The organism is Candidatus Manganitrophus noduliformans (assembly GCF_012184425.1).
GTDB classification, from domain to species: domain Bacteria; phylum Nitrospirota; class Nitrospiria; order SBBL01; family Manganitrophaceae; genus Manganitrophus; species Manganitrophus noduliformans.
This window is the reverse complement of the sequence record NZ_VTOW01000001.1, coordinates 1,209,412-1,234,554: the sequence shown is the minus strand read 5'-3', so window position 1 is coordinate 1,234,554 and position 25,143 is coordinate 1,209,412. Positions and strand designations below refer to the sequence as shown.

Annotated in this window: 25 protein-coding genes and 1 pseudogene; 7 read left to right on the top strand and 19 right to left on the bottom strand. The window is 56.2% G+C overall.

Annotated elements, in window-relative coordinates:
* Positions 1–219 precede the first annotated feature (219 nt).
* Positions 220–771: a peptide-methionine (S)-S-oxide reductase MsrA gene (msrA, locus tag MNODULE_RS06175; protein ID WP_168058571.1), complete on the top strand. Its 552-nt coding sequence runs from the start codon at positions 220–222 to the stop codon at positions 769–771.
* Between the two features lie 3 nt (positions 772–774).
* Here the strand turns inward: msrA and MNODULE_RS06170 are convergent, their stop codons facing one another.
* From MNODULE_RS06170 to MNODULE_RS06150, 5 genes are all read right to left on the bottom strand, one after another.
* Positions 775–2,220 carry a DUF4340 domain-containing protein gene (locus MNODULE_RS06170; RefSeq protein ID WP_168058570.1) on the bottom strand — a complete coding sequence of 482 codons (1,446 nt, stop codon included), beginning with the start codon at positions 2,218–2,220 and terminating at the stop codon, positions 775–777.
* A complete protein-coding gene (locus MNODULE_RS06165; RefSeq protein WP_168058569.1) occupies positions 2,217–3,770 on the bottom strand; it encodes a GldG family protein in 1,554 nt (517 codons plus the stop codon). The genes MNODULE_RS06170 and MNODULE_RS06165 overlap by 4 nt, the downstream gene beginning before the upstream one ends.
* 27 nt (positions 3,771–3,797) lie before the next feature.
* Complete coding sequence (locus MNODULE_RS06160; RefSeq protein WP_168058568.1) at positions 3,798–4,568, bottom strand: ABC transporter permease; 771 nt, start codon at positions 4,566–4,568, stop codon at positions 3,798–3,800.
* The gene (locus tag MNODULE_RS06155) at positions 4,565–5,560 is read right to left on the bottom strand and encodes an ABC transporter ATP-binding protein (protein WP_168058567.1); all 996 of its coding nucleotides are present in this window, start codon (positions 5,558–5,560) and stop codon (positions 4,565–4,567) included. Before MNODULE_RS06155 ends, MNODULE_RS06160 begins: the two co-directional genes overlap by 4 nt.
* A gap of 107 nt (positions 5,561–5,667) precedes the next feature.
* Positions 5,668–6,060: a response regulator gene (locus tag MNODULE_RS06150; protein ID WP_168058566.1), complete on the bottom strand. Its 393-nt coding sequence runs from the start codon at positions 6,058–6,060 to the stop codon at positions 5,668–5,670.
* A gap of 426 nt (positions 6,061–6,486) precedes the next feature.
* Between MNODULE_RS06150 and MNODULE_RS06145 the strand changes: the two genes are divergently transcribed.
* The gene (locus MNODULE_RS06145) at positions 6,487–7,728 is read left to right on the top strand and encodes a tyrosine-type recombinase/integrase (protein ID WP_168058565.1); all 1,242 of its coding nucleotides are present in this window, start codon (positions 6,487–6,489) and stop codon (positions 7,726–7,728) included.
* A 30-nt stretch (positions 7,729–7,758) separates the two neighbouring features.
* Here MNODULE_RS06145 and MNODULE_RS06140 read toward each other — a convergent pair whose 3' ends face one another.
* From MNODULE_RS06140 to MNODULE_RS06125, 4 genes and pseudogenes are all read right to left on the bottom strand, one after another.
* A complete protein-coding gene (locus MNODULE_RS06140; RefSeq protein WP_202882125.1) occupies positions 7,759–8,298 on the bottom strand; it encodes an archaemetzincin family Zn-dependent metalloprotease in 540 nt (179 codons plus the stop codon).
* Positions 8,299–8,366: 68 nt separating this feature from the next.
* Positions 8,367–8,795: pseudogene (gene tnpA / locus MNODULE_RS06135) on the bottom strand (IS200/IS605 family transposase); the annotation flags it as partial.
* Positions 8,796–8,877: 82 nt separating this feature from the next.
* A complete protein-coding gene (locus tag MNODULE_RS06130; protein ID WP_168058563.1) occupies positions 8,878–9,150 on the bottom strand; it encodes an HU family DNA-binding protein in 273 nt (90 codons plus the stop codon).
* Positions 9,151–9,339: 189 nt separating this feature from the next.
* Positions 9,340–10,029: a Crp/Fnr family transcriptional regulator gene (locus tag MNODULE_RS06125; protein ID WP_168058562.1), complete on the bottom strand. Its 690-nt coding sequence runs from the start codon at positions 10,027–10,029 to the stop codon at positions 9,340–9,342.
* A 338-nt stretch (positions 10,030–10,367) separates the two neighbouring features.
* On the opposite strand from MNODULE_RS06125, the gene MNODULE_RS06120 reads away from it, so the two are divergent.
* The gene (locus tag MNODULE_RS06120) at positions 10,368–11,057 is read left to right on the top strand and encodes a response regulator transcription factor (protein ID WP_168058561.1); all 690 of its coding nucleotides are present in this window, start codon (positions 10,368–10,370) and stop codon (positions 11,055–11,057) included.
* Position 11,058: 1 nt separating this feature from the next.
* A complete protein-coding gene (locus MNODULE_RS06115; protein WP_168058560.1) occupies positions 11,059–12,144 on the top strand; it encodes a sensor histidine kinase in 1,086 nt (361 codons plus the stop codon).
* Positions 12,145–12,199: 55 nt separating this feature from the next.
* On the opposite strand, the gene MNODULE_RS06110 is transcribed toward MNODULE_RS06115, so the two are convergent.
* Positions 12,200–13,510, bottom strand: a complete 1,311-nt coding sequence (locus MNODULE_RS06110) for a DUF7482 domain-containing protein (RefSeq protein ID WP_168058559.1) — start codon at positions 13,508–13,510, stop codon at positions 12,200–12,202.
* A gap of 485 nt (positions 13,511–13,995) precedes the next feature.
* Between MNODULE_RS06110 and MNODULE_RS06105 the strand changes: the two genes are divergently transcribed.
* Genes MNODULE_RS06105 through MNODULE_RS06095 form a run of 3 tightly spaced genes read left to right on the top strand, consistent with a single transcriptional unit; the run spans position 13,996 to position 18,008 of the window.
* Positions 13,996–16,494, top strand: a complete 2,499-nt coding sequence (locus MNODULE_RS06105; RefSeq protein ID WP_168058558.1) for a methyltransferase domain-containing protein — start codon at positions 13,996–13,998, stop codon at positions 16,492–16,494.
* A gap of 9 nt (positions 16,495–16,503) precedes the next feature.
* Positions 16,504–17,598, top strand: coding sequence for an inorganic phosphate transporter (locus MNODULE_RS06100; protein ID WP_168058557.1), 1,095 nt, complete (start codon positions 16,504–16,506; stop codon positions 17,596–17,598).
* Positions 17,595–18,008 carry an arsenate reductase ArsC gene (locus MNODULE_RS06095; RefSeq protein ID WP_168058556.1) on the top strand — a complete coding sequence of 138 codons (414 nt, stop codon included), beginning with the start codon at positions 17,595–17,597 and terminating at the stop codon, positions 18,006–18,008. Before MNODULE_RS06100 ends, MNODULE_RS06095 begins: the two co-directional genes overlap by 4 nt.
* Positions 18,009–18,047: 39 nt before the next feature.
* Here the strand turns inward: MNODULE_RS06095 and MNODULE_RS06090 are convergent, their stop codons facing one another.
* The 9 genes from MNODULE_RS06090 to MNODULE_RS06050 form a co-directional block, all read right to left on the bottom strand.
* Complete coding sequence (locus MNODULE_RS06090; protein WP_168058555.1) at positions 18,048–18,515, bottom strand: hypothetical protein; 468 nt, start codon at positions 18,513–18,515, stop codon at positions 18,048–18,050.
* A gap of 231 nt (positions 18,516–18,746) precedes the next feature.
* Positions 18,747–18,968 (bottom strand): response regulator transcription factor, encoded by a 222-nt coding sequence (locus tag MNODULE_RS06085; protein ID WP_320412355.1) that lies wholly within the window; start codon positions 18,966–18,968, stop codon positions 18,747–18,749.
* A gap of 63 nt (positions 18,969–19,031) precedes the next feature.
* Complete coding sequence (locus tag MNODULE_RS06080) at positions 19,032–19,373, bottom strand: hypothetical protein (protein WP_168058553.1); 342 nt, start codon at positions 19,371–19,373, stop codon at positions 19,032–19,034.
* 724 nt (positions 19,374–20,097) lie between these two features.
* A complete protein-coding gene (locus MNODULE_RS06075) occupies positions 20,098–21,024 on the bottom strand; it encodes a DMT family transporter (protein WP_168059227.1) in 927 nt (308 codons plus the stop codon).
* Positions 21,025–21,092: 68 nt separating this feature from the next.
* The gene (locus MNODULE_RS06070; RefSeq protein WP_168058552.1) at positions 21,093–21,722 is read right to left on the bottom strand and encodes an MlaC/ttg2D family ABC transporter substrate-binding protein; all 630 of its coding nucleotides are present in this window, start codon (positions 21,720–21,722) and stop codon (positions 21,093–21,095) included.
* 1 nt (position 21,723) lies between these two features.
* Positions 21,724–23,082: a TolC family protein gene (locus MNODULE_RS06065; RefSeq protein ID WP_168058551.1), complete on the bottom strand. Its 1,359-nt coding sequence runs from the start codon at positions 23,080–23,082 to the stop codon at positions 21,724–21,726.
* Between the two features lie 5 nt (positions 23,083–23,087).
* Positions 23,088–23,531 carry an outer membrane lipid asymmetry maintenance protein MlaD gene (mlaD, locus tag MNODULE_RS06060; RefSeq protein ID WP_168058550.1) on the bottom strand — a complete coding sequence of 148 codons (444 nt, stop codon included), beginning with the start codon at positions 23,529–23,531 and terminating at the stop codon, positions 23,088–23,090.
* Complete coding sequence (locus MNODULE_RS06055; RefSeq protein ID WP_238339224.1) at positions 23,528–24,292, bottom strand: ABC transporter ATP-binding protein; 765 nt, start codon at positions 24,290–24,292, stop codon at positions 23,528–23,530. Before MNODULE_RS06055 ends, mlaD begins: the two co-directional genes overlap by 4 nt.
* A 10-nt stretch (positions 24,293–24,302) precedes the next feature.
* Positions 24,303–25,103, bottom strand: a complete 801-nt coding sequence (locus MNODULE_RS06050; protein WP_320412354.1) for an MlaE family ABC transporter permease — start codon at positions 25,101–25,103, stop codon at positions 24,303–24,305.
* Positions 25,104–25,143: the final 40 nt, after the last annotated feature.

The following is a 25,143-nucleotide window of genomic DNA, read 5'->3' as shown; positions in this document are numbered from 1 at the left end:
CGCTTCAAGACGGGTGATATCAGGGTGGATCTCTCTCAAAGCGGCTGAGAATGGGCTGGAACCAATGACGAATTAGGAATGTGGAATGAGGAATCAAGAACAATCCTCGTTTTCAAATTCCGAATTGCTCTGCTTGCTGTTGTATTTGTTCGAATATGTTATGATCAGACGGTGATTGAATCGATCATTGCCGTGTGGCTTGCAGAGAGAGGTCCATTGATGAGTAGTGAAAATAAAACAAAAGAGGTCGCCACCCTCGGCGGCGGTTGCTTCTGGTGTTTGGATGCGGTCTTCGCCGATTTAAAGGGGGTGGAAAGCGCCGTCTCCGGCTACGCGGGGGGGACGGTCGACAACCCGACCTACCGCCAGGTCTGCAGCGGAATGACCGGCCATGCCGAGGTGTCGCAGGTGACGTTCGATCCGAAGGTCATCACTTTTCGCGAGCTGCTGGAGGTCTTCTTTACGATCCACGATCCGACGACGTTGAACCGCCAGGGGGCCGACGAGGGAACCCAATACCGCTCGGCCGTCTACTATCACACGCCGGAGCAGAAGGAAATCGCCGAACAGGTGATCGAAGAATTAACGGCGAAAGGGATCTGGGACGCGCCGATCGTGACGGAGGTGACCCCCTTTGAAAAATTCTATCGGGCGGAGGACGACCATCAGGACTATTATAAAAACAACCCCGGCCAGGGATATTGCCGGGTGGTGATCGCCCCCAAGGTCGCCAAGGCCCGGAAGCAGTTCTTTGAGAAGCTGAAGCGGTAGGAGCTACCCCTTCTTCGGTTCGGCCGAACCGGCCGGGGATGCGGGTTGGGCCGGAGGCGGGACAGGGGCTTCGGAAGGTTTGATCTCATCCCTCGCCTTTTGTGCCCGATCGGTCTCTTCTTTCTTCAACAGAACGGGGCCCGGTTGGTTGCTGCTTTGGACGTAGGCCAGATCTCCTTCGATTCGGCCGAACGAGACCGCGCCGAGCGGCTTCCCCTCTTTTCCTTTAAGCTGAACGGACCAATCCGGATTCGAAAGACCGGCCTTCGCCGGCGCAGGCGCCGGCTCCGGGAATTGATCGACGCGCAGCTCATTCAACTCGAAGAGCAGACCGTTCACCAGTGAGGCTTCGACCTTCATCGGGGCCTCTCCTTTTTTGATCGACCACTCCCCCTCTTTCCTCTCAAGGAGGACCGTCTCTTTTCCTTTTTTGATTGAGATCTGCTCCACCGAAGCGGGATCGCCCAGATCGACGACCCGCCTGTCCCGATACGAAGAAGCCGGCTCCTCCAGGATGTTGAAAGCCCCCCTGGAGAGCTTGTAAATGGGGGCCGTCGGGGTAGTCACCGCATAAACCGTCTCCGGCTCGAAGGGCGCCTGGTAAAAGAAGGCCGGATGCTCCAGATCTCCGATAAGGAGACTCAGGTTCAAGATCGGATCGCCGAGTCCCTTGATCCAATCCGCCTTCCGCTCATCGATAAACTCCTCCCCCCGAAGACTCGAGAGGCTGCCGAGCAAATTCGAGATTTCGTTGGGGTCGCCTTTCGCCTCGTTCGGTTTTTGGTGGCCGCTCCGTTCACGAGGCCATCTGATCCGCCAACCGTCTCCCTCCCGGATGATCTCGATCTGTTCGCGGGGCGACTCGATTTGAACCCGCTTGACGTCGGTGAAGGCAAACCGGAAGAGTTCCTGCCGCCGCCACTCTTTCAGCTCTTTGTTCAGCGTCTGCTTGATCGAGACCGGGGCGAGATAGACCGGCGTTCCCATCCCCTTTCGGACATAGACCTGGTTTCCGGTGAGATTTTCGCTCCCGACTTCCAGGATTTCGGTATCCGCGCGGTTGAGGGTGACGATGACAGTGTAGATCGGCGGATCGAGGCCGAACTCCTTCAGATCTTCCGCCTTCTCCTCGATCATCCGGCTCGCTTGGAGCCGTTCCACTTGGGAGATAAGCGCGGAGGAGGCGGCCTCGTTGGCGATCGCCTCGACCGGATGGGTGATCCGCCAGGGGTTGTCGGGATCGGCCGGCTCGTGCAGAAAGTCGATCGACGCGCCGTTCTGTGTTTGGATGCTCAGGTTGGTGACGGCGGTTTGAGAAAAACCGAAAAGGCGCTTTTCTTCGATTTCCGCTTCTTGTTTTTTCTTTTCTCCGGGGATTTCGATGAAGTAGAGATACCCGCCCAAAGCGATCAGGACGAGTGAGAGGAAAATCGTTGCCTTAAACCTCACAGCCGACGCCTCCTTCGCCACACGGTAAGACCGACCATCAAGATGGCGAGCGGCAAAATAATCACCGAGCTGTAGAAGTTAAACCGGTGCTGCGCATTGCTCAACAGCAGGGTGCTCGTCTTCGCCTCCTGCGGGCGGATCGAGATGAGGTCTTCCTCTTCCGCCAGCCAGCTGACGACGTTCTGGAAGAGGTCGCCGTTGCCGGCCGACCGGACGGCGCCGTTGGTGGCGAAATCGGCATCGCCGATGACGACCAACCGCATTTTCTTCGATGCATCGACCGCTTTTCCCCCGTCCCCGGTTTCCATCGGGGGAGGCTCCTCCTTGTAGCGGACCACCCCGCCGAAGGTGATCGGGCCGAGCTTGTCGCGGCTCGGATCGATCGCCAGATCTCCCTCCACTTGGGTTGTGAGCCAGGTCCCCTGTCCCGATTTTAGAATCGGCTCGAAGAGGAGTGTTCCTTCCCTGGCGGGATCAAAGTTTACCGACCTTGTCACCGGGTAGAAGGTTCCCAGGTTGAACCGGTCGGTGATCTGGTGCGGCGGATAGGTGCCGGGGTTGACGATGGGGACCACCCCGCCGAGGCTGGAGGCGGGATCGAGGATGATATCGTTCGCAAGCAGAACCCCCCATTTCGCCAGGACCGGCTCCAGATCGGTCTTCACCAACGGGTCCACCAGGACGAAGAGCCGTCCCCCCCGCGAAAGATACGCATCGAGCGCCGCCCCTTCTTCCTCCGTGTAGGGGCGCTGCGGTCCGCCGATGATCACCACCGCCGCATCGTCCGGGACTTTTTTCTCCGAAAGAAGCAGCAGCTTCTTGACGGAAAATCCCTGCTTCTCCAAGGAGTCTTTCAGGAAAGAGAAGCCGTTGCGCTCCGGATCGTCGAGGGAGTGCTCGCCGTGCCCTTCGACGAAGTAGAAGGTCTTCTTCGACTCCCGGCTGATCCGGATGAGGGCCCCGGTGATCTCCTCCTCCGAGATCGTTCGAAGGGTCGCCTTCTGCCCCCCCGATTCGATGACGACCGTATCGTATTCGGTGATCCCGTACTGCTTCGCCAGGGTCGGCTTTTTGTCGGGATCGATCACTTCATATCGGACCTTGTCGGTTTCATACCGGTAGTTGTCGAGAATATCTTTCGCCAGCCGCTTGGCGTTGCTCTGCTCCCCGAAGAAACCGATCACCTTCACCTCGTTTTTGAGATTTTGAAGGACGCTCACCGTCTGCGGGGAGATCGAGAAGGCGCCGGTTCCGGAGAGATCGAAGCGGACCTCATGCCGGGCGAGGATGAAGTTGAGGATCGCGATGATGGCGACGAAGATCCCCGCCATTAGAAAGCTGTTCACCCCGAACTTCGTCGACCGCCGGGTGGAGAAATCTTTCACCAATTCAAAATGGGTGAAGAGAAAAAAGGAGAGGAAGATCACCGCCGCGCTCTCCAGCACGGTGACCGCCCAGACCGGGGTCCCCCAGATCAAGAAATGAAAAAGACCGGCGAAAGCGCAAACGGCCCCTAAAATTCCGGAAACAATGCTTAGCGTTCGTTTCATGTTAAAACCTCAAAACAGATCATCTCATCATTTCCATCGCTGCGACTCAACCACGCGGTGGGTTAGAAAAAGCCCCAAGATCGTCAGTGAAATAAAATAGGTCAGGTCGCGCGTGTTGATCAACCCCCTTACGAAGTTGTCGAGGTGTTCGAGCAGGGAGAGATAGCTGAACAGCTCCCCGGCGGGAGAATCCGACATCGTCTGCGCGGTCAGCCCGATCAGCCAGAAGCCGATCAAGATCCCGAAGGAGATCACCGCGGCGACGATCTGGTTTTCCGTCAGCGAGGAGGCGAAGAGCCCCATCGAGAGAAAAACTCCTCCCAGCAATAACAGCCCCAGGTAGCTGGCGGCCAGCGGCTTCCAGGCGACCGTCGCAAAATGGGACAACATCAACGGCAGGTGGAGGGTGAGCCCCAAAAGAAGCGCATAGATCACCCAGGCGGCCAAAAACTTCCCGAGGACAATCTCGGTGATCGTCAACGGAGAGGTCATCAGGAGCTCCGTCGTCCTCCCTTTTTTCTCCTCGGCGAAGAGACGCATCGTCAAGAGCGGCATGATCAGAAGGAGAATGATCGCCATATTCAAAAAAGTCGGCCGAAAGAGAATTTCATGCAGATTGAGCTGAGGAACGTTCCCCTGAATCTGCATCGCCTGCGACGACAGCCTCGAATAAAAAAAGACCTGACTATGGAAGAGGTAATTCGACACCATCAAAAAGACCATCGCCAAGACATAAGCGATCGGGGAGATGAAATAGAGCTTTAATTCCTTTCCGGCCAGGGTCAGAATATTTTTCATGCGGGCACCTCTCCCGGGGCAACCGGCGCGGCGGCCGCTTCCTCCACCCCCTTCTCCTCCGTAGTGAGCTGGAGGAAGACCTCTTCCAGGCTGACCGCCAGCGGTTTCATCTCAAGAAGACCCCACCCGCACTCGACCACCCGCTTCGACAACTCTTCACGGATATCGCGGCCGAGCTCCGATTCGACGATGAAAACCCCCTCCCCATTCATCGACGGTTGCGCCGGTTGCGGGAGGAGCTGTTGCACCCCCTCGATCGAGACGATCTTTTCCGGATCGAACGCCTCTCCCCGACGCACCCGGACCGAGATCTTCTCCGATTTCCGGACCTGCGCCGAGAGCCGCTCTTGCGAGTCGACCGCGACGATCCGGCCGCGGTTGATGATAACGACCTTCTGAGAAACGGCGGTCGCTTCGGGCAAAATGTGGGTCGACAACACGATCGTGTGCTCTCCGCCGAGCCCCTTGATCAACTCCCGGATCTCGATGATCTGCTTGGGATCAAGCCCCACCGTCGGCTCATCGAGAATCAGAACGTCGGGATTGTGAATCATCGCCTGCGCCAATCCGACCCGCTGCCGATACCCGCGGGAGAGATTGCCGATCAGGCGGCGGGCCACGTCGCCGAGATTGCACTTTTCCAAAGCGGAGGCAAGGGCCGCTTTGACCCGTTGATTCGCAACCCCTTTGATTTTGGCAACGAACTGAAGGTATTCCGAGACGGTCATCTCGGGATAGAGCGGCGGATTGTCGGGAAGATAGCCGATCCGGCGTTTCACCTCCATCGGCGATTCGAAGATGTCGAACCCCGCCACTTTCGCGGTGCCGCTGGTGGCCGGCATGAAGCAGGTGAGAATCCGCATCGTCGTCGTCTTCCCCGCCCCGTTCGGCCCCAAAAAAGCGAGGATCTCCCCTTTGGCCACCGAAAAGTTCACATCATCGATCGCCACGATTTCCCCGTAGCGTTTTCCTAAATGCACCACCTCAATCATATCTCTTAAAACTCCCTACAATGCGTTGCAACCGTGTAAATTATACAATTCATTTTTAGGTGTCAAGGGGCCGGTCCCGGATCGCATATCGCTGGCGTGAAGAGAAATTACGGGGTGGAGGGAGAGGAATGTTGGTTATTGAAATATCCTTTGATCTTCGCGATCAGATCGGGGGGTCTGATCGGCTTGGTCAAAAGCGCCTCCGCGCCGACGTTCAGGCCTTGCTCCTGTATGGCGGGATCGATACCGGCGCTGATGATCAGAATCGGAATGGAGCGCAAGGAGGGATCGCTTTTGATCGTGCGGCAGACTTCGAAGCCGTTGATTCCGGGCAACATCACATCGAGCAGGATCAGGTCCGGCCGGGACTGCGCGACCCGCTGTAATCCCTCCGCGCCATCTTTCGCAAGCGTCACCGCATAGCCCTCCTTCGTCAAAAGGCGGGTGAAGACCTGGCAGGAATCTTCGTTGTCGTCTACAATCAGGATCTGCTTCGGCATGCGTCTTCCCTTTTAAATCTCCGGATGAAGAATGTAGAAATAGTACTACATTGACACGCCTAATACAAGCCAACATTAAGGCGTAAGCCCTTACGAGAAAAACAGGGTCCGCACCGGCCGCAGCCAAAATTCGGAGGAAATTCGGAGGAAGAGACGGAAGGGATATTGCCCGGGGACAGCGCCTTTGGTTTGCTGGAGCCGGCGGTCAGGATTGAACTGACGACCTGCTGATTACGAATCACGGACCCCCATCCCTACATCCTACCAGTACCACCTATAACATATTGTAATTCCTAAATAGATATTTCATAATTGACTACCATCCATACATAATTTACTATGCTTTATGGTCACCGTATGGTCACCGTAAAAGGCCACTGACCGGACGCCACTCCGAGATAAGAGCGGTGACCAAGGAGGAAACCCATGAGGTTGACAAAGCGACTGATTGACCAATTCCGTTATGAGGGGACCAAGAAGGATGAATGGGATGTTCGATGGGACGACGCCATTTTAGGATTCGGCCTTCGGATCTATCCGAGCGGGAGAAAGGCTTTCATCCTCTCCTACCGGGTCGAAGGCCGAAAGCGGCTGATGCAGATCGGAGATTACGGCGTTCTCACGCTGAATCAGGCGCGGGATCTAGCGAAGGTACATCTAGCGGGCGTGATCCAGGGGGCCGATCCCCTGGAGAAAAAGCGGCGGGCCGTCAAGGGGGAGACGGTCGGGGATCTGTGCGCCGCCTACATGGAGCGACACGCCAAAGAGAGGAAGCGGACCTGGCGGCAGGATGAGCGGCGGATCGACAAGCGCATTCTCCCGGCTTGGAGGTCCCTAAAGGTCACGGCGATCCGGCGGGCCGACGTAGCGGCGCTGCATACCAAGATCGGGCGCGAAGGGGGACCCTATGAGGCGAACCGCGCACTGGCGCTGATCAGTAGGATGTTCGGCCTTGCGTCCCGATGGGGATTTCTTCCGGAAGGCGCGCCGAATCCGGCGGCGGGTATCGACAAATTTAAAGAGGCGAAGCGGGATCGGTGGGTCACCCCCCAGGAGCTCCCCCGATTAGCGGCCGCGATCAACAAAGAATCGAACCCATACGTCAAGGCGGCGCTGTCGCTGTATCTACTGACCGGATGCAGAAAGACGGAGCTGCTTTCCGCAACCTGGGGCGACATCGACTTCGACAGATGCGAGCTGAGGCTGGAGAAGACCAAGGCGGGCCGGATTCATTACGTTCCCCTCTCCGATCCGGCAATCCGGATTCTTCGATCCCTCCCCAAACAGAAAGACAATCCCTTCGTCTTTTGTGGTCGGCGGGCCGGAACGCGGATCATCGGCATCCGAAAGACCTGGAATCGGATCCGGAAGGCGTCGAACCTGGAGGATGTTCGGCTGCATGATCTTCGGCGGTCGGTCGGTTCTTGGCTTGCCGGATCGGGTGCATCCCTGCCGTTGATCGGGCGCGTTCTGAATCACTCGAACGTTTCAACGACACAAATTTACGCAAGGTTGTCTGAGGACCACGTCCGGCTGGCAATGGAGAATCACGGGAGGAGACTGACCGAGGCGGCGGAGCCGAAAACCGACCCGGCGGAGAGGATGGTTGCAGCATTATGGAAGGGGAAAGCGAATGGCGAAGAGGCCGAAAAAAGAAAAGATCACTGAGGAACCATTTATTCGGATAATCCGTTTTCCTCACATTGCCGATTGGGGTGATATTCGGCGGGAAGCACACCCTGGGCAGAAGGACTCGCCGTTGTGATCAGTCTCTTTAAGATCATCGGAGAAGTGCATGACGCAGGCCGGATCGGGACAGTGTCCCAAGCCGTAGGTGTGCCCCAGTTCATGGACCGCCTCCTTCAGAATTCGCTGATGAAGGAGCGCCTCATCAGGTGGGAGGCCATAGAACTCCGGTTTCAGACGGGCGATGGAGATGACCGCCACCCCCTCCCTCGGATCGGCCTCTCCGAAGACAAAGTTTTGGTCAGCAGCATAGAGATCGACAGCCATCACCCCCAAGGCCCGCTCCACCTGGGTCAAGGAACTCCTAAACCGGGCCAGGCTTTTTAAGATCTGGGTGGAGGAACACTGGCGCCGTTCCGGATCGTAGCTGGAGGGGGGAAGATCAACTGGATCATGCAGGATGACAGCAAAGTCGAAGACCCGCTGCAGGGATGAAGCAAGGGCCCGGAGTGTTGCTCCGGATACCTCACCGAGAGGGAGAAGATGGATCAAGGGGCTCCCCTTTCCGGAACCGCGGGCGAAATAAAGCATCCTCGAAGTAAGCTTCGAGGTATTTAAGTTCAAAACAAGGATAGTTGCTCGCGATGCAATTTTTTATATTCCTTCTCCCGACCTTGCGCTCTAACATAATTCCGAATCGACTCTTCATTCCCGTGTTGGCCAACGGTGTTTACGTAATATCCTTTCGACCAAAACTCCCCTCCCCACAATTGCCTCTTCACCTCAGGAACCCGTCGAAATATCTCGCGCGAGGTTATACTCTTGATCGTCTGAATTATTTTCTTCGGACTATACATTGGAATCGACTGAACCAAGAAATGAACATGATCATTATCCATTCCAATTTCTATGAACTTGATTTGGAATCTCTTCGAAATCTCAATGCAAACGTCCCTCAACTCATTATCCACTCTCTCAGAAAACACGACACGCCTGTATTTAGCGGGACAAACAAAATGGTACAGTAATACAGAAACATTATGGCTCTTTCATATCAACTCGCTCACGGAGCCAATATTTCATATCAGACCTCGCGAAGCAAGCTTCGGGGAATTGGACCCGTAAAAAAGATTAAAGACTTTTCTTCAGCGAGGGAGCCGGCTTGAATCCCACGGTCTTGGAGGGTTTTATCGTAATGGCTTCTCCAGTTTTCGGATTTCTCCCCTTCCGGGCCTTTCTCTTCTTCACGGTGAAGACCCCGAACCCGGGGTAGGCAACGCGCCCCTCTTTTTTGAGGGCCTTGCTGAGGGTAGAAAATACCGCTCCGACAACTTCCTCCGCGGCTTTCTTGCTCAAACCGTTGCTCGACTTCTGAATGGACTCGATCAGTTCTCCTTTGGTCATGACAATTCCTCCTGTTGGATATCAGCTTCAAATCGTGCGCAAGACAACAAGCGAAACCACTTTTTAACACGGCCTGATGATGAAATCAAGACTTTCTGGGATGTTCTTCAGGGATGATGATTGAGAATCGACCGGAACGGAGCAATGCCAGCAACCTGAGCCTCTTTTTGAAGTAGGCGAGGTAGGGCCTCAAAAGCCGACGCGTTTTTTTAAGAGATCCGGTCTGAGAAGAATAATCTTTCGACCGTCAAAGGTAATGAGTCCTTCTTTCTTGAAATCTCCCAAGATGGTGCTGACCGTCTCCCGAATCGATCCGATCAGATTGGCGATCTCTTGATGGGTGATTTTAATCTTGAGGAGGATTCCTTGCGGCGTCTCTTTTCCATACTCTTTGGACAACCGGAGCAGAAGATGAGCCAGCCGATATGGAACATCTCTAAAAACAAGATCCTCCACACGACTCTCGATCTGCCTCATTCGAAAACCGATCAGTTTGGTAAGACGAAATGAAAGTTCGGGCTTACTGCGAATCAGAGCAAGGAAAGTATCCCGTTGCATAATGCAGAGCTCGCTATCGTCCAACGCTTCGGCCAGGGTATCTCGGGGCAGGTCGTCAAGAGCCTCCAGCTCTCCGAAGATTTCACCCGGCTCCAAAAGAGCAAAGGTAAGTTCCCTCCCCTCTTCAGAGAGGCGGGCAATCTTCACCCTTCCCGATTTCAGCAGATAGACCTGGCGACTGGGGTCCCCCGGAAGGTAAATCGTTTCTTTCTTTTTCACAGCCGCCATTCGGGTGATTCGATCCAGATCTTCCATCTCCTCCGGAGGGATGGCGTTAAAGAGATTAATCCTTTGTAGATACCAGATCTTGTTTTTGATCATGTGAAGTATCATAGCGAAGTGATCCGGATAAATCAATCTTCTGACGTTCTCTCTCTCTTGTGCAGAAAGAAAAGTGGCCAAGGCCATCATTAGAAATTTGTCCCGACCGCAGAACGCACTGAATATGTATTACAGGCTACAAAACGGCATGCAAGGTTCTGCTACGGTAAGTTGTTCAACCCTATTACCGGATAACCGGCACAAGGAAACCACCGGTTCGAATCAAGGCCAAATGAGGAATGGGAAGAGAACATGATAAATGATGTTCGTTACCGAGGTGAACGAACCTGCCATACCATGCCTTCAGAGCGTTGGTTCACCGGAACGGAGAGTTGAAAATGACACACCCTGTCTTGATTGTAGAGGACGACCGAAAGACGGCGGCGCTTTTAAGCCTCTATCTTCAGAGAGAAGGGTTTGATACCAGGGAGGCGTATGACGGCGAGGAGGCCCTTTCCATCTGGATGCGCCATCCCCTTACGTTTATCCTGCTCGATGTGATGGTTCCACGCCTCGATGGAATCGAAGTTTGCCGAAGAGTTCGCGAGAAGTCGGACGTTCCGATTATGATGGTCACCGCCAAAGTGGAAGAAGCAGACCGGCTGGTCGGCCTCTCGACCGGTGCCGATGATTACGTCACAAAACCGTTCAGCCCCCGTGAAGTGATTGCCCGCGTCAAAGCGATCCTCCGCCGCGCGCAGCCGATCAATGCGGCCGCGAGCGGGCCGCTTTCCTTCAAAGGACTGGAGATCGACACCAAGAAACATAGCGTCACACTGAACGGCGTTCCGATCCAATTGACGCACTTCGAATTTAAGCTATTGTTGACCCTCATCACTCAACCAGGACATGTCTACTCCCGTGAAACCCTTTTGGAGAAGATCTATCCGATGGGGGAAGCGGCCGTTTTGGATCGGACCATCGATGTCCACATTCGAAATCTTCGCGAAAAGATCGAAAGAGACCCGGCCCGGCCCAACTATATCAAAACCGTTCGCGGCGTCGGGTATAAATTCGCCGAGGAATAGGATGCGTCTGCCTAGAATCGGCCTCCTTGGAAAGCTCATTGCGATTCACCTGCTGGGTGGAGGGATGGTCATTCTTCTGGCATGGCAGGTGATCGGTTATTTCGGGGCCTACTACTTCATGCGTCTGATGGATACATACGGCATCGAACCTGAAGCCCTCCATGCCACGTTTCTGCGGGCTATTTATCGATCTCTCCTGATTACCATCGGACTCGGCATCGGAATGGTGACCATCCTTAAGGTTTTTATCACCAGGAAGATGATGGCCCCCCTCACCCAAATGAACATCCTTGCCCGGAAATTGGCGAAGGGAGACTACTCCGAGCGGGTCCATGTCGTCACTCAGGATGAGATCGCTGAACTGGGGCATGCCTTCAATCAGATGGCAGATAGCCTGGCCAGCATCGAATCGATGCGAAGAAACCTGGTTGCAAACGTAGCCCATGAACTCCGGACCCCCCTAAATAACCTCCGTGGCCAGATCGAAGCACTGCAGGATCGCCTCATTATCCCTTCTCCAGAAATGATCAATTCTCTTCATGAAGAGACTCTCCGGCTGGTTCGTCTGGTCGACTCCCTCTACCGGCTTTCTCAAATCGACGCCGGCACGCGGGTTCTGGACGATGAAGAATTCAATCTTCAAGAACTGATTTTCTCCATTCTTCTTAGAGAGCGGCCGCGCTTTGACGAGAAAAAGATAGCCCTGAAGATCAACTTGTTCCCTCATCCTGTCCATGCCGATTCGGCATTGATCGCCCAAGTGGTTCAAAATCTGATCGAGAACCTCCTGCGTTACACGCCCGAGAGGGGAGAGGCCCGTATCGATCTGTTCGGAGAGCCGAGCTCCGTTAAATGTGTCCTGACCAACAGCGGACCGGGGATCACCCCGGAAGATCTTCCCTACATCTTCGAACGCTTCTATCGTGGTGAAAAATCGCGCTCCCGCCAAACGGGAGGAGCCGGGATCGGATTGGCGATTGTCAAACAGATCGTCGAAGCCCACGGAGGCGCGGTCGGCGCGGAGAGCCGGCCGGGACAGACAGAGATCTGGTTCACCCTTCCCGTCCCACCGTCTTCTTATCAATAATAGCTCGCATGCCTGCGGGCCGGAGGATTGATCTCTCCGGCCCGCAGGTTGATTGCTACCGTCTCACCGTTACCGGAACGGGGCAGTTCACAATGAGCGGAGGCAGCAGTGGGCTGTCGAGCCTCAAGCCGGGCGGCGCCTCGGTTCTAAGCAGCACGCCTTTTTCAATCAGTTTCTCTTCATCACCGTAGTAGACGGTTCCATCCGATGCGCCCGTGTGACGCGATGTCATCAGGGAGGCGAAGTCAGGACAGAGGACCCCCTTGTCGTCCATGCCGAACGGATCGAATGTCGCCGGGTCGGCCGGATCAAAACCGGCGATACCGGATCCAGCGACCGGCACCGCCCCTTCCCCCACGTTCCGGTCGGGCCTGAAAAAGACGCCGTTGCCGTTGCAATCCCACAACAGGAAGGTGATATGCCACATCGGCGTATAGGTTTTGGATCGCCCTCCCGGATAGGATGCGATCCCGGGCTGGAAGCGATCCGGACCCCCTGAAGGAAGCGGAACCCCGTTTGCGAACTGTTCAATCCTTCCGACCGCATCATTCTCCCCGTATCGGCCGATGTTTCCCAGTTTCGGCGCATGAATGACGCCCATGAACCCGGCGGGCGGAACCCCGGAAGCATCGAAGACGGTATAATAAGGAACTTTATCAGACCGAAAGGTCCCTTGATGCAGTTTCATTGATACAGTCATCCGGAAAAGATCTAGATCGATCACCTGTCCCCCTGAATACCTGTCAAGCGGCTTTTCGTTCTCACAGGGAAAGTGCGCATTCGACGGTCCGCCGCCCAAATAAAACGGCGAAGGGGGATTGCTTCGAATCAGGGGATCGCATCCGCCGCGGTCGATCAGAAGCTGTTCCCCGGGCCCGTCCCCCCATTTGATGAACGGGGCGTTGACGATGACGGTCCTCCCCCCCCAGCGGATCTTCTTCAAAGGGGAATAGTTCGGGTTACCCATCGGAGGGAAAACGGTTCCATCGGCGTCGAAACGGGCGACCTTGCCGGGATCGTTAAAGAAAATCCACTCGCCGTCTCCCCCGCCGGAATCATGAAAAACCGCGCCTTCAAGGGCGGCTTCAGGCGTCTTCTCCAATGCATCCGCACGGATGGCGCCGAAACGGTCTGCAAAGTCTTGATCGCTTGCATCCGTGATGACGAAAAGCACCTCCCGGCCGCTTTCGGCGAGCGTCCCTCGATGGAGACGGTACGTCACCGTTCCTCGATCAGCGCCGGGGACAAGATCAACATCCACTCCAGTTTGATGAACCTCGATCCGCTCTCCCCGCGCCTGTGCCGTCATTGAAACCAGCAGCGCGATCGCGAGGGCAAAGAAAATTGCTCTCTTCCTGTAGGTCATTTTCCACCTCCTTTTTCGATGTAAGTGTCGTCAATATAAAGATCTCTTTATAAATTGGAGGCCGATCTCGAAAAGAATCGTCGATTCCATCGCCCTCTCCCAACATGGAAGCATCTGGTTTCTTCCAAGCTGTGATATAGCTTTAGCAAGCCGATGTGAAGAACGGATAAACTGGGTGTGAAGATTTGATGAATAAGGTGAATAGAGAACTGTCTCACCATTTGGTTCAGGTGCCGGAGATCCGTAGAGGAGCGAAAAATGAAGGAAGGAGTCAGAGACTGACCGAGATCGGGACAATAGATAATAATGGAGGCAGAGCGATCCAGGTCAGATCCGTATGGGCAAAGGCTGCCTGCTATACTGAAAGACGATATGCTTTCCCTTTCGGTTCAAATGATCCAGATTGTAGCCTAGACTACATGTTTTCAGTCGGTTGCTAATTATGATGATGGAATCAATCCAAAAAACCATAAGGAGGAAGGTTAGTGTCGAACGAGATATCTCTTCATGAAACGAGCCGGCTTTTTGCACCGATCTATCGCGAGGTGGAAAGAGGCGAGCGGGTCCTTCTGATCGACCCGGAGGCGCCGCACTGGATCATTACCGATCAACGCGGCGCAAGGATCATCGGCGAGTTGGACGGCAGACGGAGCTTCGGCGAGATCGTCTCCAACTATTGCCGCACCGTTCAAGTGGATTGGGCCAAGGGATGGCTTCACTGCCATACTTTTTTGGGGAATGCCCTCCGAAGCGGCTTTCTTTCCACCCTCCCGTTTGTCCGCGCCCCCTATCCGGGCCGGCCCGAAGCCCTCGAACTCGACCGTCTCTCCGAACTCTGGCTCCACGTGACCAATGCCTGCAATCTCTCCTGCGCCCACTGCCTGGTCAACTCGTCTCCGAGCGGGATCCCCGGAGCGGAAACCGACTTCTGGATCCGGACGATCGATCAGGCGCGCGACCTGGGGGTGAGCCGATTTTACATTACCGGCGGCGAGCCTTTCCTACGGTCCGACCTCTTCGAGTTGATCGGGCGGATCACCCGCGAAGCGGAGCTGATCATCCTGACGAATGCGATGCTCCTCAGAGGAGAAAAACTCAAACGGCTGTCTGAATTTGATCGGACTCGAATCACCCTCCAGGTTAGTCTCGACGGTCCGACGGCGGAGGTGAACGACCCGATCCGGGGGAAGGGGACGTTCGACGCCGCGCTGCACGGGATCAAGGAGGTGATCGGGATCGGCTTTTCGCCGACGCTGACGACCGTGGTGACTCGCTCAAACGTTACGCTCCTTACGGAGATGGTTCCGCTCGCCGCCTCGCTCGGGATCAAAAATATCCATCTGCTCCTCAGCCACCATCGGGGAAGGTCGATCGGATCGGACTCGCTGGCCTCCCCCTCGAATGCCGAGCTGCTGACGGCCTTCCAGAACGTCGAAGCGGCCACCGAGCAGGCCGGAATTCGATTCGACAATCTCGATGCGCTCAAGAGCAGGCTACTGGGGCGGCCGGGGGTGAAGCGCGATCTCTCCAATGCCGCTTACGAATCGCTTTGCGTTTATGCTGACGGCGCAGTCTATCCCTCCGCGGCCTTGGCCGGCCTCCCCCCCTTCCGGATGGGAAGCCTCTCCGATCAACCGCTTGAGACAATCTGGAGAGAATCACAAGTGGCCCGCCAGATTCGGAGCGCGACCGTTCAGAAGAAGGCGCGATGCAAAGATTGCTATCTCAAATATCTCTGTGGCGGCGGGGACCTTGAACACAGTGTCCTCTACAGCGGCCGATTTCTGGGAGAAGATCCCTTCTCCGAATTCTACGAGGAGTGGATCATCCAGACCCTCTTTTCCCATGCCGAAAAACGAAGCCGGAAGAAGATCCCCTCCGGATACGATCGCCCGATCCTCTTTGCCACCATGGGGGAGGGGGTGTTGGAAGAAGCGCAGGATCAAGGCGCGCGGGCCATCGGCGGTTTCGAAGTCGCTCTCTCCCGCTCGGCCTGCGTCTTATCGGTTGATCTCGATCATTCGCGACGGGTGGTCAGCGATTTCTACGGTGCCGCGGCGGAAACACCCCAACCCGCCCTCTGCTGTCCCGGAGGATACCCGCAGGAAGATTCCTCCCACATTCCGAAGGAGGTCTTGGAGATCGCTTACGGCTGCGGCAGCCCCGTCGGCCTGGCCGGGATTGCTGCGGGGGAGACGATGGTCGATCTCGGATCGGGGGGCGGAATCGACTGCTTCATCGCCGCCAAGAAGGTCGGCCGGCAGGGAAAGGTCGTCGGGATCGATATGACCGATGCGATGCTGGAGAAGGCCCGCGAGGCGAACAAAACGGTCGCCCTGAACCTCGGATACGACGTCGTCGAATTCCGAAAAGGTTACCTTGAAGAGATCCCCCTCCCCGACCGGTTCTCCGATGTCATCACCTCCAACTGCGTGATCAACCTCTCCCCCGACAAGAGGCAGGTCTTCGTCGAGATGTGGCGGGTCCTGAAAGATTTCGGCCGGATCGTCGTCTCCGACACCGTCGCGGAGCGGCCGGTGCCGCCGGGGATGAAGGCGAATCCCCGGCTTTGGGGAGAGTGCGTCTCCGGGGCGCTGACCGAAGCGGAGTATCTCTCCCGCCTGGAGGAGGCTGGATTCTACGGGATGGCCGTGATCAAGAAAAACCTCTGGAAGGAGGTGGAGGGATACCGATTCTACTCGGTGGTGATCCGCGGATTCAAGTACGAGAAGAAGCGCGGTTGCAACTACGTCGGTCAGGAGGCGATCTATCTCGGGCCGATGCAGGCGGTGATCGACGAGGAGGGGCATCTCTTCCCGCGCAATCAGCCGGTCGAGGTCTGCACCGACACCGCCGCCAAGCTCAAGCAGCCGCCTTATGCCGGATCGTTCGCCGTCATCGAGGGGAAAGGAGGCGATCAGACCGTTTCAATATCGGCCTCTGCTGAAGAAGAGACCTGCTGTCCTCCGGGACAGTGCTGCTAGGAGGGACGTATGACGACAGCACTCTGGATCACGGTTCTGCTGCTCGCCTTCGCCAACGGTGCCAACGACAACGCCAAAGGGGTGGCGACGCTGCGGGGGAGCGGATTGGCTTCCGACACCGTTGCGATCCTCTGGGGAACCTTCTGGACCTTCTTCGGCGCGCTCCTCTCCGCGCAGATCGGCACCAAACTGATCGCTCTCTTTAACGGAAATGGGCTTCTACCCGCCGAGGAGATCGGCCGACCCGATCTCCTCCTTACGGTCGGACTCGCTTCGGGAGGAACCGTCCTGTTTGCTTCCAGAATCGGCGCCCCGATCTCCACCACCCACGCACTGACCGGCGCGCTCATCGGGACGGGCGCTGCGGCGTTCGGGATCGGGCCGCTTCGGATTGAGACACTCGGGAAGGGGATCGTCCTCCCCCTCCTCGTAAGCCCCCTTCTCTCCCTGGGTCTGACGCTGTTGCTCTTCTCTTTTCTCCGGCCCCTTCGCCGTTTCGCCGAAAGCTGTATCTGCCTAGTCCGCAGGGAGCCGGTCATCGTCTCGGAACAGGCCCTTGCACAGTCACAATCCGCGCCGCCGGCCGAGATCGTGATCGGGACGGCGGCGGAATGCCGATCGGTCGCCGGTGCGGATCGGTTTACTCCGTTGAACGGAATCCACTGGCTGTCGGCGGGGCTGATGAGCTTCTCGCGGGGATTGAACGACACGCCGAAGATCGCCGCCCTCCTTCTGGGGATCGGCTTCGGGCCGACGAAGGGATGGGCCATCGGAGGGATTGCCCTGGCGATGGCGGTCGGAGGGATGCTGGGGGCGCGCCGCATCTCCCGGATCCTCTCGGAGCGAATCACGCCGATGGACCCGGTTCAGGGGTTCTCGGCCAACCTGATCACAGCACTTCTCGTCGCCGGTGCCTCCCATGTCGGAATGCCGGTCTCGACCACCCATGTCTCCTGCGGAAGTCTCTTCGGCATCGGCCTTCTCCACCGGAACAGAACCGATTGGAGATTGGTCGGTCAGATCCTTCTCTCCTGGGGAATCACCCTTCCCTTGGCGGCGCTGCTGGGAGCGGTGCTTTATGGCATACTGGAGACCTTTTTATGACCCGGTCAGAACGGAAGCGGATATTGTTCGTCTGCACACACAACTCGGCCCGCTCTCAGATGGCGGAAGGGTGGGTGAACTTTCTTTACTGCGACCGATATGAAGCGTTCAGCGCGGGAACCGCGCCCTCTCGCGTCGATCCCCGCGCGATTCAGATCATGGCGGAGGTCGGGATCAATCTCTCCCAACACCGATCCAAAAACCTTGATGAATTTCAGGGGATGAAATTCGATTATGTCGTGACGGTTTGCGATCGCGCGAAAGGGGTCTGTCCCTCCTTTCCGGGAGGGAAGGTCATCCTCCATCAGTCCTTTGACGATCCCGCCCCATCGACCGGCGCGGAAAGTCTATCCGACTTCAGACGGATCAGGGATGAAATTAAGAAATGGTTGGAGGGAATGTTCGGATGACTCTGCGGCTCGAGCGAATCGGAATCGCTCCGGCCGGTCTCATTTGAAATGCGCTTTGATCAATGGGTCGACCTTCGCTGCCCTCTCAAGCGTTTTGATATCATCAAGATGAAGCAGAGGAATGACATTCGGCGTTCCCAAGTCCGCTATCAACGGACTCATTTCACGAACTGTAATAATTCTTATCCCCGGTACTGACGTGGAGAGGCGATTGTTCAACGCCTTCTCCATTTGCGCCGCATCCGCGAGGGTCGCAAAGAGGATAGGCAGCTTCGGGAACACGCTTCTGACTTCCTGAAACACCTGCTCGTAGGACTCCTCGATCTCTGTATCCACCGCCGTTGAAATCACCGCCCCTTTTACATTGATAGGAGAGAAGCGCTTCAGTTCGCTGAGAGTCTGAATCGGTTTCGGCATATAACCGATTCGATTGATGAATTCTTTCATGTGCGCCACGATGAATGGATGAGGGCGCGTCAATAACACGAGTTTTTCCGAAGACATCATGGCTCCTTCAACAATAGGGTTGTACCTCTTCTATTTTATATCCATTTCGGATTTTTGTGTCTAAGCAGGCAAATGAATCGTGAGGGGAAATCAATGACTTTAAATTCGTCAAGAGAACTTCATCTGGTATCAGAGCCCGTTTCCTGACTCTGTCTGCCCCGAAATGGCGGCGATTCAGGCCGGTCAAGGCCGCTTTGGTCGCCCCCGGGCAACGCGGATTTTCATCTTGGTTTAGGTGTCTTCCTCCAGCTTGATCATTCCTTTCCGTATCGCGTATTTCACCAGTTCAACAAAATTACGAAGGGCCAGTTTATTCATGATGTTCGCGCGATGGGTTTCAACTGTTTTGATTTTAATTCCGAGCCGCTCAGCCACCTGCCGGTTTGTATGCCCTTCCGCCACGAGACAAAGGACTTCCTTTTCACGTTTGGTCAGTTTCTTTCTCTCATTCACCTTTGCCCCTTTCAACATAGGAGATCAAATCGCTCTATAAAAAGAGTACCCTTTTGGGATTGATCAACGGTACTGATGAGAGACCACGCCACAATGATTGCAAGTGGCGACGTAGAGACAGGCCCGTTTGCCCAGATCACATCGGAACCGAAGGTGCGCCCCCACCTTTTCACAATATGGGCAGCGCGTGCTCGAAAGATGATTTTCAAGGTCCGGGTTCGTCTTGCGAAGATCCCTTGTCTCCGTGCTGACCTCGAACGCGTAACCGCAGTGAAGACAGGTCGCCGTGTAAAGGCACTCTCCGGGACCCAGCTCGCATCGAAGAGAGAGATCAAATCTCGATTTTTGGCACTGCGGACAGGCGACGTGATTCAATTCTCCCTGTAACTCCGTCAACGGCTCCATCGCTTCCTCCCTTGTGAAACATCGCTACATCGCAAGCGGACAGACATGCGCTTCGATTTACACAAGCTTCAACAGTCCCGACGCCGAGTTGGTACGGGGTTGTCTTTTCCGAATACCGCGTGACTTCAATTTGCAACCGGATCTCGATTCCTCAGGACCCTGCCTCGTTAAATACCCGGTGTGACACCCCTCAAGAGGCGCATATTGACGATAGCCGCAGATGACGCAATGAAAGACCTCTTCCCCTTCATTCCAGTAGAGAGAGACCGTCCATTCATCCCCGGAGGGACCGCCGTTACGGCAACGCGGACATTGTCCCGGAGAGAGCTCTTCGCCCCTGTTCATTTCTCCTTGTACGTTCGTGCTCATTTTTCTTCTCCTCTAGTATTGGGGTTTTTGAAGACACCGTTCAAACAGTCCCGGAACCTGCCGGGTATTCCCCATGATCCTCTTTTTCCATGACCCCTCGAAGCCAAACATCAAAATCGGAGATGCGAAACAGAAAGAGATAGTGGTCATACGGCAACGATATACGCACCATCAAAGCAGGGATGTAGCCTGGAGTACAAAAATCTCAATGTAGCGGACTGAGCGAAACACCGGAAGGAGAACTCGAATATCTTCCTCGTGCTTCTCCCACCGGCCATGGAACACAAGGGTAAGAATCTTCAGATCTCCGTAAGACCCCGTCTGTCCAGTGATTCCAATAACCCAACCCGATGGTTCAGGACAACTCGTCTCCCGTTTTTCGGACCGCTTCAGTTTTTAAAACCGAATCAGGCCGTCTGACGATCAGCACCAGCGCGATGCCGCCGAAAATCACGGTCGATGCGATCAACAGGCGCAGCGTGATCGGCTCGCCGAGGAAGACGATGCCGCCGACGGCTGCGATGACCGGGACACTGAGCTGCACGGTTGCCGCGCTCGTCGCTTTCAACCCGCGCAAAGCCGTGTACCAAACGGCATAGCCGACTCCCGAAGCTAATGCCCCGGAGAGCGCCGCATACCCGATGCCCGCGCGATCCAGCCTGGCCCAAGGGAGCAAGACGAAACTTAATCCCATCGCCAGCGGCGCAGCGCGCAGGAAATTACCGGCGGTTGCGCTGACAGGATCGCCGGCGCCTCTGCCTCTCAATGAATAGATCCCCCAGGCAACACCGGCGCCCAGCATCAGTATCGCGCCGCGAATGGGCGGCGACGAGAGGCCCGGAAGCAAGAGGCCGACAAGACCGGCTAAGGCAAAGGTAAGGCCGACGCTCTGCTGCTTGCGCAGACGCTCCCCGGCCCAGAGCCCGGAGAGGATCATCGTCGCCTGCACGGCCCCAAAGAGCAGCAATGCGCCGGTGCCGGCCGGCAGGCTGACATAGGCGAATGAAAAGGCCGCAGCGTAGACGAAAAGCGCAACTGCGGAAGACCAACTGCCCGTTGCGCCATGTGCCCCTCCGCCGATTCGCGCAATCAGCCAGAGCGCCGCCGCGCCGGAGAGAATGCGGACGGAAGTAAAGCTGGCCGCGTCAAGACCCGTCTGCTTCAGCGCCAATCGGCAGAGCAGTGAGTTTCCCGCGAATGCGATCATGGCGAGCAGCGTTAGGATGAATACCCGCGTGGACGGTATCCATTGTTTAAACGAAGTCCTCGATTGACCCGTCATTTCAAACCTCCACTCTCCATTCTCCATCGGTATCCGAATACCGCGGTGCAACCTGATTCTCCGAGGTGTTACGGTGTAAGGGCGATCTCATCCCGTTTGGCTCTCATCTTCTGGACCAGTTCCTCATAAGACCCGCTTCGGATGATCTTGTTGAATTGGCTCCGGTAGTTGTTCACCAAGCTGACCCCATCGATGACAATGTCATAGACCCTCCAATCGGAACCGATTCTAAAAAGGCGGTAATCGATGGGGATTTCATCTCCTTTGCGCAATATCTTAGTTTTGACCTCGGCAAAATCTCCGTCTAAGCGTTCACGCGTATAAACCACCTTTTCATCGGTATAGCCTTCGATTTTGCCGAGGTAAGAATTTTCCAGCAGTTTCTCAAAAAGGTGGATGAACTCTTTCTGTTCGGCAGGGCTCCGCTCCCTCCAGTGCGCAGCCAGGCTCCGCTTGGCCATCTTCGTAAAATCGAACCGCGCGGAGATGATCTTCTCCAGAAGGGCCCGCCGCTCCTCCTTTCTGCCTGGCTGTCCGAGCGCCGGATCCTTGAGGATTCGGACCACCTCATCGATCGTCCCCTTCACCACCTCCATCGGTTCGGACGCCGCCGCCAAGGGAATCCGCCCGAAGAAGGAGAAAAAAACAACCGTCAGGCAGAAGATGCTCCATCCTTTTCCATCCCATTTGAAATTCATTCTAATCTCCTCCGGTCGCGAAGGCCAGGTTCGCCAGGGCCAGATGACGGTTGTATACCGATCTGAAATAATTCGCCTTCAACTTGGCATAGACCTCCAGGGCGTCGAAAATCTCCTCGGCAGGGCCGATTCCGAAATCGTAATTGGCAAGGGCCGAGATCATCCATCTTCGGGCGGACGGATAAGCCGCTTTTAAGGCGGGGATGCTCTTTTCCGCCTCCAATCGCTCCAGGTAGGCCTTTTTGACCTGAAGGGGGATGTAGGCCTCTGCGAATTCTCTTGTCCGGCGAAGTTTATTCAATTCCGCTTCGGCGGAGTGGACCTTCCCGCGAGTGATGCCGAAATCCCAATGCCATTTCAAGCCGACGGCAACGCCTCCGAACGTTTCATTGAAAGGATCCGAAATAAACGGATTTTTGATGTCGGTCCTCCCCGGAGCGTTTCCATAAGCAAAGAAGCCGGCCAGAAAGAAAACCGGATAATAATCGGCCCAGGCGACAACGGTCATCGCCTTCCGCGCCTTCAGGCCCTCTTCGAGCTGTTTGAATTCCGGCCTCCGAGAAAAAGCCTCTTCCACATAAGATTCAAGCGGATCGATCTCTTCAGCCTCATCGAGCAGGCGCCGGTCGGCAATATCAAACGCCTCCTCCTCTGAAAAACCAAGATAAACCCGAAGGGCGCTGAGGGCCAACCTCTCCCCTTTGAGGGCTTCCTGCCGCAGCCGCTCGACCTCCCCGGAGAAGGCCTCCAGTTTCAAGAGATCGGATTCATCGGCGGTCGGCGCCTCTTTTTGAAGGAGCTCCTTGACCTTTTCTTCCGCCTGCCCTAAAGCGTCTTTGACCTCCAGCACCACCCCCATCGATTCACGGGCCAGGAGCAATCCATAATAGGCCTCCTTGACCTTCAGAATGATTTCGTTTTGCTTTTGTTCTACCTTCGCTTCACTGACCTTCACCCCGCTGCCGGCCGCTTCCAGCCCCTTCGTGATTTTTCCGAAGGTGTAGATCGGCTGGATCAGGGTTATCTCGGCCCGCTCAAAGAGGCCGATCCCGTGGATCCGATCCGCTCGGTCAGGGGAGGAGAGATGGTCTCCCCGGGCGTCCGGGATCGGCCCGATCAGCAGCGTCGAATCCAACTGGGGAAGCCGGTATCCTTCGACCTCCTCCAATTTGCTTTTAGCGAGATCGACATCCGATTGGGCCTCTTTCACCTCCGGGCTCTTTGAGAGGGCGAGTTGAATCGCCTCTTTCAAACTGACGATGCGCGGCGGAGAGGTCGATTCTGCAAAGAGATCCGAAACGCCCAACATCAGGAGCACCAGCACCCAGCGCAAACGAAAATATTTGAAGAGGTCGTGCATGATTTCTACTCTACCTTTCCATGGATAAATTGGCTGATCAGCTCTTCCAGCGGCACAGCCGACTCTGTCGAGCGGATCACATCGTCCGGCTTGAGCAGCCTCTCCGATCCCCCCGGGCTGAGGGAGACAAACTTATCCCCAATGATCCCCGTGCTCTTGATGGAGGCGAAGACATCCTCTTGCAGCGCGACCGGATCATCGATCTTCAGGGCCACCCTCGCCCGCCCTTCATGAAGGAGAATCGGTCCCACCTTTCCGATCTCGACCCCCGCGATCTCGACAGGCGCTCCGGGCCGGATCCCTGAAGCGGAATCGAAATCGGCGTAGACGGTATAACCTCGTTTTCCAAAAAGCGCCACATCTCCCAGCTTGATCGAGAGATACCCCAGCGAAATCATTCCGAGCAGGACAAAAATCCCCACAGTCACCTCCAGCCTCTCGCCCTTCATCCTTCCCCCTCCAGGGCATCCTGCATCGGCCCTTCGATCTCACCATGAATAAACTGCCGAACAACCGGGTGGACGGAGGCGCGGATCTCTTCCGGCGTCCCCTGCGCGATAATGATTCCGTGGTGGAGCATGGCCACATGATGGGCAATCGCAAAGACCTCGGAAATGTTATGGCTGACCAGCACGCCGGTGCAATTCGAGCCGCCGTGGCATGCCTGAATCAGCCGGTCGATCACATGCTCCATCACCGGGTCGAGACCGGTGGTCGGCTCGTCAAAGAGCATGATCTCCGGATGGAGGATCATCGCCCGCGCAAGCCCCACCCGCTTTTTCATCCCCCCGGAGAGCTCCCCGGGGTATTTCTCCCCGACCCCTTCCAGCCCCACTTCCCGTAGCGTCTCCTCCACCTTGGCCCGGATCGCCTTCTCCGCGTGTTCTGTCTTCTCCCTCAAAGGGAAAGCGATGTTCTCAAAGACGGTCATCGAGTCGAAGAGGGCCGCCCCCTGAAAGAGAAAACCGAACCGTGTCTTGACACGGGAAAGCGCTCGCCTTGTCAGAGAGGTGATCTCCTCCCCGCCGACCCAGATCTCTCCGCTGTCGGGGCGGATGAGGCCGATCAGGTGTTTCAGCAGGATGCTTTTCCCCCCACCGCTGCGGCCGATGATCGCGGTGATCTTCCCTTTTGGAATCATCAAGTCCACCCCTCGCAGAATCTTCTGATCTCCGAGTGACTTCCGAAGATTCACGACACGGATCATCATTGCGCCCTCACTACAAAATCGACGTGAGAAAATAGTCCCAGATCAAGATCAGGACCGAGGAGAGGACGACCGACTCCGTCGTCGCCCGGCTGACCCCCTCCGCCCCCTGCTTTGCGAAATAGCCTTTGTAGCAGGCGACCCCGGTCAGGATGAGGCCGAAGCTGACCGATTTGATGATCCCGCCATAAATGTCGTCGAAGACGACACTCCCCTCCATCCCTGAAAAATAGCTTCCTGAGCCGACCCCCAGGAGCTGAACCCCTACCAGGTATCCGCCATAGATCCCGACCAGATCAAAGAGCGAGGTGAGCAGGGGGACGGCGATCAACCCGGCGATCATCTTGGGGGCGACCAGGTGACGGATCGGATCAATCGCCATGGCATCCAGCGCGTCGATCTGTTCGGTGATCCGCATAATCCCGATCTCGGCGGTCATCGCCGATCCCGCCCGGCCCGTCACCATCAGCGCGGAGAGGACCGGCCCCAGCTCCCGGATCAGGCTCAGGGCCACGGCGGAGCCGAGCAGCCCTTCTGCTTGAAACTTTCTCAACGTGTAGTAACCTTGAAGACCGAGCACCATGCCTGTAAAAGAAGCGGTGAGGAGGATGACGAAGAGGGACCCCACGCCGATAAAATGGACCTGGCGTATGATCCGGCCCCCCTTGTAAGGGGGCCTGATCCCGGCGAGGATCGCTTCTCCAAAGAAAAGCCCCATCCGACCCGTCTCCTGCAGCCAATCCAAGAAACCAGATCCCAGACCCCTCAAGCCGGCCTGCACAACCGCTCTTTTTGTCTTCGAATCTTCCTTCACTCTCCCGTTCCTCTCTTCTTTTCAAGGTCGAGACCAAACG